Source organism: Paenibacillus sp. FSL H3-0310 (assembly GCF_038002785.1).
Classification (GTDB): domain Bacteria; phylum Bacillota; class Bacilli; order Paenibacillales; family Paenibacillaceae; genus Paenibacillus_AQ; species Paenibacillus_AQ odorifer.
In genome coordinates this window covers 3,528,418-3,541,372 of record NZ_JBBODC010000001.1, presented here as the reverse complement: position 1 = coordinate 3,541,372, position 12,955 = coordinate 3,528,418, and the positions used below count along the sequence as shown (strand labels likewise).

Sequence of the window (12,955 nt, the reverse complement as noted above, 5' to 3'; positions counted from 1 at the left end):
AGCTTCATGATGAAAAAATTAGAGAACGTATGGGAGTGTAGCAGAATGATATTGCCCGAACATAAAAACCGGATTATAGATGACAATAATGAGCAGGAACGTCGTGAAAAACCCACTCTAGATCTACAGGAGATAGAGCGCTTTGAAATATTGTTATATCGTTCGATGGAAGAGCACAGCCCGATTACACTCACTCTGTTTGATCCCATGGAGAATATATTAAAACGAGGTATTGTGATGAAGCTGGATAAACAACAGGGAATTAAACTCCGCTGGTCGGAGGAGGAGTGGGATTGGTTCAAGATGGAGGATGTTATTGCAATAACTACATAATGCACTTCATAAAAAACAGGTTAGGAGCAATCTCCTAACCCGCGCTGTACTTCTGATATTAATGTTCTGCTCCGTGGAATAAGACCACTGGTGAGGTACTTGGCAGTGCTGGCGCAATGCTGACGATAGTGAGGACCAACAATAAAGAGACGGCAAATTTTTTCATAGAGACTCAACCCTTTCTTTGAAATTTATTATTTTCTCTTCAAAATCTTTAATCTGAGTAGCATCAGCACATGAACGTAATGATTCGAAGTATACTACTGCTTGTTTAAAGATTTTATCAGAGTTTGTGACCTCTGCAGAATCTAATAATTTCATGCTATATTTGATAGCTGTATTATAATCTTGAATTTTTGTTTTATATCTGATCATATTAATAAAAAAAGTTTCTTGGTAGGAATTTATTATAATTTCATCAGCAGCGGTATCCTCAAATTTTGAAATACTATTAGAGAAAAGTTCTAAATGAGATTCAATGTTTAAGTTGAAATTAGTAGCTGTCTTTAACAAAGTTATCAGTCCCGGTAGAACTTCTTTAGTGTTGGATAAAAGGAAAGAAACATAACGATCTATGAATTGAATATTTCCGGAAAGCACTTCTACTTCTAAGAGATTTGGCTCTGATATGTACTTATAATAGGCTACCTCATTTAATCCTTCAGCATCTAATCCCTTGAACCAACTCAAATCACTGTAAGCTTTAATGTAAGTTCGAGCTTTATCATAATTTTCGATTTCTTTGTGGGCTAGTCCCAACATAAGCAAGCTGTATCCATAATAATAAATTAAAGGTCGTTGATGTTTTAGTTCCAGTTCATTATTGTGTGTGTAATTATTATAAATTTGAGTTATTCGGTTGAAAAAGGTGTCTGCTAGTTTTAGAAGATTGGGCCAGCTTTCAAAAGAATATATCATTTTAAGAACTTTTACGGCTGGATCAAGATCTAGAAGATTTATATCTAAATCTAAATCGATATTTCCATCCAACGGCCTCACCTGCCTTTATTTTACATAATATACCTGTATTATACAATGTAATCAATAGATGGTCAATTAAGTGCTCCATATAAAAAATAGATGATAAATAGGGACCAATAGAGTAAATCTATCCATTATTGCGCCATGATGTGTGCCTGGGAAAGCTTTGGTAGTAGTAGATTACCGCTCTAGATGGCCACATAAAAAGTCATATAGATTATGTAATGCCTCAAGAATAGCAGCAGCTACGACATAAACTAAAAGGTTGCTATTGATTAAATCATTTACCGTATTATGTTTTGTGAGTACAAACTGGAAGAATGTGTACATCGTTTGGAGGATGTGACAACAGTTGCTCTACTTAATACACAGTACGAAGATACAGTTCATTAGACGAGTAGGAGTATCCCTCTTCTCCCAAAGGCTATGACGAAGTAGCCGCAAACTATTCATTTAGTTGAGTTGAGCAACGTGAAGTAAATAAAAAGCCTACACCATAAAAATGTAGGCCCACCCATTAAAAGTTACTCTGTTACTAATTTTGAGAAAATGCTTAAATCAATAAACTTTCCTTTGGACTTTTCGCACTTTCTCATTGTTCCTTCGAATGTATAATTTAACTTTTGCAAAACTCTGATGGAATTATTGTTTTCGGGTTCGACTTTTGCTTCTATCCTGTTGAAATTTAAAGTGTTGAACGCATAATCCATCAGAGATTGAATGGCCTCAGGAGCATATCCCTTGCCCCAATAATCTTTACTAATATCGTATCCGATCTCTGCTTTAGCGTTTGAAGAATCTATAGAATTATAACCGCAGGAACCAATTATGCGATTTGATTCTAACTCAATTATGGAATAACGAATAGCTTTGCTTTCCAAAGACAGGTTATTAAGAATTTTAATCATTTCTACTGCTTGGCTTTCCTCAGTGAAACTATTGATATTCATAAACTTTGTAACCTCAGGATCAGACCAAATGTTAAACAAACTAGCAGAGTCAGATAATTTCATTTTTCTTAATATTAGTCTTTTGGTTTGTATTTCTGTAATCAATATATTACCTCCATTATCTATTTGTTTTGGGGTTAAGATATCGATATCTGCGCATAGTTCAGTCCCTTCAATATTTAATTCAACATTATTATAACGTAAGAGTTTTTTTATGTCACAGTACGAAGATACAGAACATTAAAGGAGTAGGAGTGTCCCTCCAAAGGTCATGACGAAGTAGACGCATATTGCGAAGTATAGAGGCTATCTAGCGGTAATGCAGCCTATTTCTCTTTTGGCAGAAGTAATGTTCTTATAAAAGCGCCAATACAGCCAGAAAGAATAATAATCATTACAACATTTAGTGATTTAATAAGTACCGAAGATGAAAAAATTAATTGAAGGCTTTTTTGTACGATGATAATTCCAAATACCAAAGACATGGTGATTAAGAATGTTTGGATAGATATTTTCAAATCATTAATTCCTCTCTATACAAATTAACAAAATCTAAATTTAGTTTAACAAAAAATGATTGAGTGAAACGTAGTACGAAGATACATGACATTAAGGGATAGAGGAGGTTACAGAAATCCTCTCCCAAAAAAGGCTATGAAGAAGTAGCAGCCTATTGCGCATCAGGGAAGAGAAGGTCGTCGTTTTGATAATGAAATGATGTTTTTGTCCTTATCATCACCATGGTCTGCATTTTCTTCTATCTCTTTTTTCTCATCGTGAAACTCAACAGGAGATTGGGCCGTGATGTAGTCAAATGGAGTGTAATTATTATTTGGTAATTTTCTTGTAAGGATTACCTTTACAATGATGATTCCTAATGAGAGATAGAAAATCGCGCCTACTCCAGCCAACATGAACAGTACTAATCTCATTGTTAACACCGCCTTTGTTTGATTTTATAATCAAATGTTAATATTTACAAGATTCAGGCTGCTGAGTACTATTCATTCGACTGAGATTTGATGCACAGTAGGAAATGCTTGGGCCACTAGATTTTACAAATGGTGGAACCTTCGAACATACGAATGAAGTGTAGCACAATAGTCATACCTACACATGAAGTGGTTTGACAGTTATAAATATTAATTACTTTAAAGCATCACAGAAAGGTTGTTTTACAGACACCATACTCATATGGATATCCGATCTCATCTTTAAATGTAACCTCTGCACCATATCGACAGATACTGCTCTTAGAGACAGAACCTTTAATGTTGTGTATTTCATCTACTGTGCTTCTTGGTAATAAGATAGGTTTTTAGATATATCTGTTTCTAACGATAAGACCAATTTTTATGTAGTTACTACATTGAATAATAATGGAAAGTTAAGTTTCAAACAAAAGCATCAGCTACCCCTCAGAAGGCAGATCAACCTGAATCAGAACCATCTGGTGATCGCGTAATACTCACAATTACATTAATAACTGGTCTTGAAAAAGTCAGTGTGGCGGCGGTGCCCCGACTGCTGTATTTCTGTAACGTTTCCGCTTAATTGGCTTTGTCAGAAGCTTCATAGATTAGGCAGCGAAGGGTCTGATCGGGATAGCGGAACTCCGCGGTATAGCTACTTCCATCTTCCAGCAACAGTTTAACATCCACCATCCCGCGTTTGTTGTTAAATTCGGTATCGGTTAGATAAGCTTTGATAATGGTTCTTGTTTCTCCCTGCTTGTCCGTGATGACCTGCACGGCTTTATGAATCCAACTGGCATCCTTCTGGATGGTGCCGGCTGCGTCGTCGTCGATGGGAGTTCTCTTCAGTGCCAAATTAATGGCTGTCGTATCCTCTACGGCACCGGTTGTTGCATTAATCAACACATCATATTCCCAGAATACCTCGCCTGATCCGAGCAGGGTAAGCGTCTTGTAAGGAGCAAAATGAACTGTCCAGGTTGGACGTTTGGTTAGTCCCAGCTCAATCAGCATTCCCGATGTTTTTAGCTTGGACACGTCGGCATCGAACAGCTTGCGCACACTGTCAGAGGCCAGTGCCTCAGCTTCAACCTGGCTGATTTTCTGAGGCTGAAGCTGAGGTACAGTCGGATTTCGTTTGGACACGAAGTAATTCAGCCGGTAGTACCAGTCAATCAGCTGTAACAGTTCCTCATCAGTCATACTCCTCTCCGGGTAGGTGTACGTATTGGTTTCTAAATCTAGATACAAATCTGCTTGTCCAGCCTTTAACGGCAGCTGCTGCTTGGGGCGGAGGCCGTCATACACATACTTATCGTCCAACACTTGTCTGCGGTTGATTTCGGATTCGGTTTCTTCCCGACCTGAAGTATGGGGATCTTCTGCCTTGTCTATAAAGTCATAGATTTGCTGGATTTGCGCTGCTGTCATCTGTTGATACAGGTCTTGTTGTATGGTGGATACTGGCGCCGGCGCCTCCACCTTCAGCACGGGTATCGTGCTTTCACTCAAAGCCAGCTGGTTACTGCCCTGAATTGATGAACTGTTCTTGGCGAAAACTACGGAATCCATCAGGCTGGGGACGAGCAGCGCACTGGCTGCAAGCACACCAGCTGAAAACAGGATAACAACTAATGTAGCGGACCGCTTTTTCTTGTTCAATCGGATTACCTCCATTGGGATCTAAGATGATGAATCTTTATACATCTTAACACCAAGTTATTATAGAATTAGGAGGATAGTTGTTATGGAGTTGTAAAAAGATCGGATACTTCCCCTTCACCAAGGACAGTCAGGAGTTAATCTCAATTTTGTCCACGTTTTTCTTCAAGAGCCACAGCTACAATGCAAGAAGTGTCTTTACAATAAAGATGTTCCAGAAGCGGGAAGTGTTTACTTAGTGTCGTATTTACATCGATGTGATTAGTCATAACTTTTCACCTAATTGGAAGTATGATTCGTGGGATAATTACATGAACAACAATAAAGTTATTAAGATGGACTTTAAAGCAGAAAAACGATTGGTTGCGAAGAAATAGATAGTTCGGAGAACAAGGAGTTTTTGTACTGATGAACAATAAAGATTTTCAATACAGAGAGACATACTTTATTGTGGGGAATCCAGCAACTCTATGGATACTCATACTTGGATTGGTTTCGTTTGGAACCAGATCCAATAGGTCATCTTATAGATTATGGTGGGATTGTAGAGGGGATGCACCGGATCTATTAAACTTGCTGGATCTCATTTTGTTTGGAAGTGATTTGAATTTAGAGCATGCATTCAATAACCTACGATATCACACTTCTTTAATCCGTTTGATCGCCCAAGAAGGAAAAGAAAATAAACCACTCTTAGTTCTTATTGTGAAGTAACCTGAAGAGTCGCTCTCCTGACAAAAACCAACATATGTCTCTCCACTGACTAAATGTATTTGTAGTTGTAATTCTGTTTCAATTGCGTGAAAAATCAGTGTGAGATTCATATTATAGCCCCCTTGCATAAGATGATTATATTCATAAAATACCCACTTCATTGTTAATGAACGCAAAATAGTTGACAATTGACAATGTTGTAATATTTTAAGCGTGATTTTGGCATAAGCATGTCTATAACAAATACCCCCTCAATCACTTAAGGTTGATGGGGTATTTGTTATATTGATGAAAACTAACGATCCTTACCAGTGTTATAGAGCAGCATATATACTTCCCAATGAATTATATTAAGTTTATACAGTAAACTTTAATTCCTTTAGAATGATATTCAGGTGATTCCTAACGGATTTGTTTAATGGTTGTAAAGGCAAGGGAAGACTAGGACTTTTAATTAAGCCGATTATTTCAGCAGCTGCTGAAATCACTCGAAGGCTACCGTAGCTATTGAATAACTTCCAGATCGGTTCTAGTAATGTTGAAAGGTGTTGTGCTTCTTCTAAATGGCCACTTTGAGTCATTCTTGTGATATCTAGACATAACCTCGGAAATAAACCACCTAGCACTTAGTACCATAAGTCACAACCTGCACTCAAGCCTGGATATGCGGATGGATTCCCGCTTATTCCAAACGTAACATGGAGTGGAATAACAGCTCTGAGTTTTTCTACAGCAATTCTGCTGTGCAGCTCATCACTGAAATGGAAATGTGAAGTGCCGGGATTATCATAAACACAAAGTGGAATGGAGAGTGAACTTGTCACCTGTTCGTATAGAAAAAACACTTCTTCATCTGTTAGCGCCTGAAGGAGATAGGAGCCAAGAGTACTGCACTTGCCCCAGCTTGTTGTGCATCTTCCGCTAATCGAAGTACTTCTGAAGTTCGAATCGCACTTATGCTTGTCATCACGGGAATCCCTTCAGCAGAACTAACAGCAAGCTCAAGGACACGCAAACGCTCCCCTCTACTAAGAGATACGCATAGTTACCAGTTGATTCCAGTACACCAATTGAGTCTACTCCTGCCTTTACCAATTCTTTAATAAAAAAAGGGACCAATTTTAGAGGCTAGGTGTTGTTAAAAAATATGAGTTGCCACGTTTGTCCCGTAGCGATTTAGATTCAGAACAAACATAAAATAACCTGTCAAGCTTATGCCTGAAGGGTCTATTAGTGCTTATACGATAAACTCTGTAAATACTGGGCTTCGAAGCATGCCAGATTTGGTCCGGGACTCCAGATGTACAAACTCCGTATCCTTACCTTTGTATATCAAGATATCAAAGAAGGCGTAATACGCTGGGAGTGTCCCAGTGAGTTGAGTTATTTTATCAGTTTGTCTCGCTTGAAATCGGCTCATAACAGATTCAAAATCGGATACTCTCAGTACGAAGATACATGGACAGAGAGGGTTAATAGCCCTCCTCTCACAAAGGTTATGACGTAGTAGATACATATTGCGACATGAAAAAAGATAAAAATGCTTATGCATCCTTATCTTTTTCAAGTAATTCTATTATTCTGTCTAATTTTTTCTCTATGCTAGTAGTTTTATCTGAAACCTTGTTTTTGGTTCCATAATCACCTTTTAACAGTAAAACCAAGGGAATTGCCAAAACAAATACCAACGGTATTAAAAAAAAATATTGCAAGATAACACCTCATTAAAAGTTTTTATTTAAGTATAACAAATTTCAAAAAAAGACTCTCTCCCACAAGGAGGATATAAGAGATAGTTTGGCTGTACTGAACTTATAAAGGGGATGGATAATCTTCATTTCTTACCCATTAAAGATATACCATAGTAATCCATAAGCTATTCCGAAGTAAGCAATCACACCTAGTAAAGAGATGGATAAAAGAATAGTGATAACTTTCTTACCGTTCATAAAATTCACCTCTTAATTAATATAGCACGGATTTAGGGAGGAACTGACGTCAACGTGGATTGAGATTATTTTAGCTTTTATCGCTATCCTATCTTTTATTTCAGCAGCTGACAAAGAATCTATTCTTTACAAGCAACGTGGCATGCACATGGCAGCAATATGTGTTGCTTCAATTATCGCACTAGCTGCAGACGTTATTTTTTCATAAAACCCAAATTTGAGAGGAGTAATTATAAATGAAAGTTCATATAGCAGCACATTTCAATAAGCAATCTCAAATGAGCATCGAGGAGTTCCGTGGTGATGACGAAGAAGAGGATCATGAAGAGCCAAGAGAAGACGTATGAGGAAGGGTTAATCCAGACGGTACGATTGAATTGGAAGACAAGGACCAACTCACTCTGGAGGAGGTAGCTGCTTCAGGAGATAAGAATGGTCCGGTAATCCCGAAAAATGATGACGATCTGCCGTTTTAAGATGGTACACGCCCCGGCTTCGGTCGGGGGATTATTTACAGTGAGGTGATAGCAGGTGCAACAAAGCTTCCTGCCAGAGATAGATAGAGAACGGACGCAGGCTGCGGTTGAAGCGGCTTTTGATAAGTATCGAGAGAATAAATTCCTAAATTTTGAGGAACGCGAAGCAGCCACGACAGCAGCATGGTCAACTACTCCGAGAAGCGAAACGGGAACAACTTCAGATCAAACCGCGAATATTGCCATACACAATGTTGATAGTTTAGCAGCACGTAAGGAGTACTGTGAGAGAATTGAAAGGATTGTAAATAGGCTTCCACGAATGGAATCATTTTTGATTAAAGAAAGATATATGATAACCGAATATGATTACATCACGGATCAGAAGATATAGGCAAAGCTTATCAAATTCGTATCATGAAGGATTTCAATAGAATGATAAGTGAATAGAAAACAAAAAAAGCCTTGAATATCAAGGCTTTCACGTATAGGACGGATGGGGTTCGAACCCATGACCCCTACCCTGTCAAGATAGTGCTCTCCCGCTGAGCTACCGTCCTGCGACGAAATTTATAATACCATACGATAGAGTAGGATGGCAATTCTTTTTTATAATCAATATAGATGTAGAGTTGTATTTACTTCTTAATTTTCTCCGATTAAGTAGTTAAATAGCTAGAAAGGGGATGACCCTTCATCCCCCTGCACCGAGTCAGATAAAAAACGGGAGTAGAAATAGACTGCTTATTCCGAAAAAAGGGATACGGCGTGGATAGAAGCGGCGTCTTGGGTAAAAGCCGGGCTGGAACCCGAATTGTCTATAGTTCGACTGCTCGGCAGGCATTCCGTTCATACGATCGACCATTTCATTGCTGGGAACCGCTAGGGTGATATAGTTCTGATCCACGTGAGCGATGAAGCCGTCAAAGGATTGACCATCAGTCGTTACTATACCTACATATTTATTCATGCAATTCCAAGCGACCTGTTGATGAAAATTTGTATTTGATTCCATGGATATCCTCCTCGAATGTTTCAATCCTGATAACAGTCTATGGTCCTTTGCCTACAACGTTCACGGCGTTTGCCTATATGTAGGAAGGTTAATTTTCAGGGATAATCACTGAGGAGGATTCGATTTAGTTCTTTAATCTATACACATGCTTGTGCTGTACTTTCTAATCAGTATTATTCTTGGAGTTATTGGAATGAGCTTCAATGGAGTAGATAACTTCTTTTTTGCCAGTAAGCGGGGAGTCATTTATAAAATACAATTTGTCACCGCTCCGTTTTACGAATTTCAAAGTATCTCCTTTAAAAGGAACATCGTTATTTTCCGCATATTCCTGATCCTTTGCTGTGAGTAGCTCCTTATACAAAAGGGTTCGCTCGCCTGTTTGGCGGTCGATTAAGGTTAGCAATCCATTCTGATTTCCACGAAGCAGTATGATTTCTTTATCAATGCTTTCTACATAGTAAGCATCTTCCTCGCCACCCAGCTTTACAAGATCAAGAGTATCTATTACATTGCCTGTGCCGTCTTGGATGAAACGTAAGGTATTACCATCATGCAAGATGAGGTTGCCATCATAAGGTTTGAAATCCGCATCTCCTCTGAACTGGTAAGCGAATGTGGCCTTGCGTAGTAATGCACCATTTTTGAATATGAGTGTGATTTCGCGTGTATTAATATGAGGCTCTCCATAGGAATCAATAATCTTAATGACTAGCAGACCCCCCGCCGTTTTCTCGATCTTCATTCCTGCCCAGTCAAAGTTTGTTTGGAGTGAAGTGAGTTTTATCACCGTATCCTTGCCTTGTGAGACATATAAATCACCATTAGCTTTGACCAGCGTATAGGTACGCCCTCCAAAGGATTCTGTGAAAACATTGTAGGTCTTCAGATCATCTGCTAAAAGTGTGTTCGTTGTGGAGTCCAGACGGAGATGGCTGCCTTCGAAAGCCTTAACGATAAAACGGGCCGGCACATATATCCCATCTTCTTTGGATTTAAAAGGTATTCCTCCTAGATCTACCGCTTTCCCGTCAAGCACGCCAGTTTGACTCCCGATTCGAACAGCAAAACTTTTAGTCCAGCCTTTGAACAGAGCACGTTTGCCGGATTTATCCCATTCCATTTTTAAGCCAGCTTGTTCAGCGATCCCCCGAACATCTACGTAGATTACACCATTTTTGAGCAGCGCAGGTCCGCCTATGTTTCCACCAGGAATGCCAAATTGGTAGTATACTTGCGAAGTATTAGCAGAGGAAGCTTGGGTGAGCGCAGAGGACACCGATACAGTTAATGAAGAGCTTGCTGACATGGTGGCAGGGAGTAAAAATGTTGAGAGCATTAAGACGGATAACCAAGCTTTGGAGTGAAAAGAGAGCATATTAACCAACCCTTTCTTTATCTGGCAGTAAAATTTATCCATGATAGTTGGTTTGACGCTGAAACGTTTCTAAAAGTTGCGTCGTATACTTTCCGAAGGGCTCACTGTAGAAATATATTTAATGCTTCTATGATAAGATAGATGGAACTGTACAGTAGTTTCTTAAAATTGAAAGATAAAGGAGCTTGTGATCTTGCCGCAAATGCAAAATGAGCAGAAAAAGAATACTTCTACTCCGCTGAAATGGTTGGGGGGCGGAGCCGCCATGCTCCTGTTAAAAGGAAAGGCGATTTTGTCTCTGCTGAAAATAGGTAAAATTGCCGGGCCGTTAATTTCCATGATGGTTTCGATAGGGGCATATGCTTTGATTTATCCGTGGGGGTTTGCTATAGGTATCGTCCTGCTTTTGCTTGTTCATGAATTGGGACATGTCATAGCCGCTAAGCGGATCGGGTTACCCGTCAGCGCTCCGTTATTTATTCCTTTTTTAGGCGCGTTAATTACTATGAAAAAACATCCGCTGGATGCGAAGACAGAAGCGTATGTTGCTTTTGGCGGACCGATTCTGGGTACTATTGGGGCTACTGCTGTGTTTGGAGCGGCATATTATATGGATAGTCCACTTCTTTATTCCCTGGCTTATATAGGCTTATTGCTTAATTTGATTAACCTGCTGCCAATCCATCCGCTAGACGGTGGACGTATTGCTACCGCAGTTACGCGCTGGCTGTGGCTTGTGGGTCTGGTGGGTGGCTTAGCTATAATCGTTTACTTGCGTTCGATTTTGTTCTTTATCATCTGGGCAATGTTTGCTTACGATCTGTATAATAAATATGTGAAAAGACGTAACAACAACCGGCCGCAGTCTGTCACTAAGGGGTTCTTAATTCCCGTAGAGCCCTTGCGAGAGGCGGGTTACATGATTCCAGGAGCTGAGCATCGCCGGGATTTACCTTTTACTACCTACAGTGATCTAGAGAGACAGCAGTATGTTGTGGTCAGATGGGACCAGCTGAATTATTATGGCAAAGCTACACTGCCACAGCAATGTATTATTGAAAAGGTAAGAATTTCGCAGCTGGAGCAAGTAACGTTAGAGAATGGTCTTCATTTAAAAATGCAATGTGACATCAGCTGTACCGTGCACGATAATGATAAGTATTACGATGTGCCAGCCAGTACACGCTGGAAATATGGAACAGCTTATTTTGTTTTAGCAGGCTTTTTGGTTGGGATGATGTATCTAGTCCATTTGGTTGGAAACGTCAATCTCTAAGAGGGCAACTGGAATGAATAGCTCCTATTGTTTATAAAGCTCCTGAATCGTCAAAGCTGTAGTGAGTATAACTGCAGCTGCGATGAAAGGAGCTTTTTTATGTCTAAAATTGTGAAATGGGAAGTCGGCGTTTGCCTAGTGTTACTGCTGGGTGTAGTGGGGTGCTCTACGGTGAAACCCGCAAAAGTTATCGAAATCAATGAGATGACCAATCTGGATGGCAAATCTAAAAGTCAGTATCCTCCGTTGTCACCTGTGATGCAAGACGTATATAACCGTTCAATCCCTGAAGAAGTATATTCTGTGGATTAGTCTACTGAGAGGTTACGGATTCCATGTGTAGGCTTTTCTTTCTTGTCATTATTTTATATAATAGACAACTATCGTTGGCTACATAGAGAGAGGAGTTTGCAACTAACATGGCGGCAGAAATCTTACGGGTAACTACAGAGGAACAGCTTCAGATGGGGCTGGATATCCGTACTAAAGTATTTGTTGAGGAACAAAAGGTACCGGCCGAGGAAGAAATTGACGAATATGATGCCATCAGTCCGAATGCGCACCATATTCTGATTATAGATGAAGGGATACCTGTAGCAACGGGTAGATTGATCTATTACAAAGCAGGTACGGCTAAAATGCAGCGCATCGCCGTATTGAAAGAATATCGGGTCAAAGGATACGGACGTGTCTTGTTACTGGCGATGGAAGAGCTTGCTCGGGAGCTTGGACTGGAAGCTTCAATTCTAGATGCTCAGTGTCAGGCAGAGAATTTCTATAAGAAACTCGGCTATGAAGTTATTTCTACAGAGCCATTCTATGATGCAGGTATATTACATGTACGGATGCAAAAAATGCTTTAAAGATTGGTGCACATAATTATTGGACGCTCTACGCAAGCTAGGATGTGCCGAATGATGGCAAATCCAAGTGCAAGGGGCGAGCTAAAGTGCCAAATAACGAACGTGAATCTTTCGTAGCTGTTCAAAAAAATGGGGATGGCGATTTAACAAGCTTCCAGACCTCTACAGGACGTGTGCTGGCGTATGACCAAGCCCTGCAAGAAGTACAGGCCGGAAATATTGCCGGAGTGAACGCTTTTAAAGGTAAGGATGGAGAAACTTATATTCGCGGAGATGCGGATGGAGATCCAACTAACAATCTGGATAATTTGCCGACATTTTCATAGTTCAACACGAAAAGCCGTACATACGTCTACAGACGTTTATGTACGGCTTTTTTTTGTA

Annotated in this window: 14 protein-coding genes, 1 tRNA gene and 1 pseudogene; 6 read left to right on the top strand and 10 right to left on the bottom strand. The window is 39.7% G+C overall.

Annotated elements, in window-relative coordinates:
• Positions 1-6 precede the first annotated feature (6 nt).
• The gene (locus tag MHH63_RS16070) at positions 7-333 is read left to right on the top strand and encodes a YolD-like family protein (RefSeq protein WP_076279830.1); all 327 of its coding nucleotides are present in this window, start codon (positions 7-9) and stop codon (positions 331-333) included.
• 162 nt (positions 334-495) lie between these two features.
• Here the strand turns inward: MHH63_RS16070 and MHH63_RS16065 are convergent, their stop codons facing one another.
• The 7 genes and pseudogenes from MHH63_RS16065 to MHH63_RS16035 all read right to left on the bottom strand — a co-directional run bounded on the left by MHH63_RS16065 (position 496) and on the right by MHH63_RS16035 (position 7,326).
• Entirely contained in the window at positions 496-1,323 is an 828-nt protein-coding gene (locus tag MHH63_RS16065) for a hypothetical protein (protein ID WP_076189826.1), read from the bottom strand.
• Positions 1,324-1,838: 515 nt separating this feature from the next.
• Positions 1,839-2,369, bottom strand: a complete 531-nt coding sequence (locus tag MHH63_RS16060; protein ID WP_076183325.1) for a GNAT family N-acetyltransferase — start codon at positions 2,367-2,369, stop codon at positions 1,839-1,841.
• Positions 2,370-2,944: 575 nt separating this feature from the next.
• Positions 2,945-3,196 carry a DUF3951 domain-containing protein gene (locus MHH63_RS16055; RefSeq protein WP_036686019.1) on the bottom strand — a complete coding sequence of 84 codons (252 nt, stop codon included), beginning with the start codon at positions 3,194-3,196 and terminating at the stop codon, positions 2,945-2,947.
• Between the two features lie 618 nt (positions 3,197-3,814).
• Complete coding sequence (locus MHH63_RS16050; protein WP_081383511.1) at positions 3,815-4,900, bottom strand: hypothetical protein; 1,086 nt, start codon at positions 4,898-4,900, stop codon at positions 3,815-3,817.
• Between the two features lie 638 nt (positions 4,901-5,538).
• Positions 5,539-5,724 (bottom strand): hypothetical protein, encoded by a 186-nt coding sequence (locus tag MHH63_RS16045; protein ID WP_038570197.1) that lies wholly within the window; start codon positions 5,722-5,724, stop codon positions 5,539-5,541.
• Positions 5,725-5,970: 246 nt separating this feature from the next.
• A pseudogene (locus MHH63_RS16040) lies at positions 5,971-6,718 on the bottom strand (dihydrodipicolinate synthase family protein); the annotation flags it as partial.
• A 440-nt stretch (positions 6,719-7,158) separates the two neighbouring features.
• Complete coding sequence (locus MHH63_RS16035; RefSeq protein ID WP_248548063.1) at positions 7,159-7,326, bottom strand: hypothetical protein; 168 nt, start codon at positions 7,324-7,326, stop codon at positions 7,159-7,161.
• 768 nt (positions 7,327-8,094) lie between these two features.
• Between MHH63_RS16035 and MHH63_RS16030 the strand changes: the two genes are divergently transcribed.
• A complete protein-coding gene (locus MHH63_RS16030) occupies positions 8,095-8,433 on the top strand; it encodes an ArpU family phage packaging/lysis transcriptional regulator (protein WP_341171783.1) in 339 nt (112 codons plus the stop codon).
• A 94-nt stretch (positions 8,434-8,527) separates the two neighbouring features.
• Here MHH63_RS16030 and MHH63_RS16025 read toward each other — a convergent pair.
• The 3 genes from MHH63_RS16025 to MHH63_RS16015 all read right to left on the bottom strand — a co-directional run bounded on the left by MHH63_RS16025 (position 8,528) and on the right by MHH63_RS16015 (position 10,432).
• Positions 8,528-8,599, bottom strand: a tRNA-Val gene (locus tag MHH63_RS16025).
• A 152-nt stretch (positions 8,600-8,751) separates the two neighbouring features.
• Positions 8,752-9,054: a hypothetical protein gene (locus MHH63_RS16020; RefSeq protein ID WP_036686108.1), complete on the bottom strand. Its 303-nt coding sequence runs from the start codon at positions 9,052-9,054 to the stop codon at positions 8,752-8,754.
• Between the two features lie 163 nt (positions 9,055-9,217).
• Complete coding sequence (locus MHH63_RS16015; RefSeq protein ID WP_339248311.1) at positions 9,218-10,432, bottom strand: copper amine oxidase N-terminal domain-containing protein; 1,215 nt, start codon at positions 10,430-10,432, stop codon at positions 9,218-9,220.
• Between the two features lie 202 nt (positions 10,433-10,634).
• On the opposite strand from MHH63_RS16015, the gene MHH63_RS16010 reads away from it, so the two are divergent.
• The 4 genes from MHH63_RS16010 (at position 10,635) to MHH63_RS15995 (ending at position 12,897) form a co-directional block, all read left to right on the top strand.
• Positions 10,635-11,708 (top strand): site-2 protease family protein, encoded by a 1,074-nt coding sequence (locus tag MHH63_RS16010; protein WP_076219152.1) that lies wholly within the window; start codon positions 10,635-10,637, stop codon positions 11,706-11,708.
• A 99-nt stretch (positions 11,709-11,807) separates the two neighbouring features.
• Positions 11,808-12,020, top strand: coding sequence for a hypothetical protein (locus MHH63_RS16005; protein ID WP_076219148.1), 213 nt, complete (start codon positions 11,808-11,810; stop codon positions 12,018-12,020).
• 107 nt (positions 12,021-12,127) lie between these two features.
• Positions 12,128-12,571: a GNAT family N-acetyltransferase gene (locus tag MHH63_RS16000; RefSeq protein WP_076129114.1), complete on the top strand. Its 444-nt coding sequence runs from the start codon at positions 12,128-12,130 to the stop codon at positions 12,569-12,571.
• Between the two features lie 86 nt (positions 12,572-12,657).
• Positions 12,658-12,897 carry a DUF3892 domain-containing protein gene (locus MHH63_RS15995; protein WP_036686113.1) on the top strand — a complete coding sequence of 80 codons (240 nt, stop codon included), beginning with the start codon at positions 12,658-12,660 and terminating at the stop codon, positions 12,895-12,897.
• The last annotated feature ends 58 nt before the right edge of the window (positions 12,898-12,955 follow it).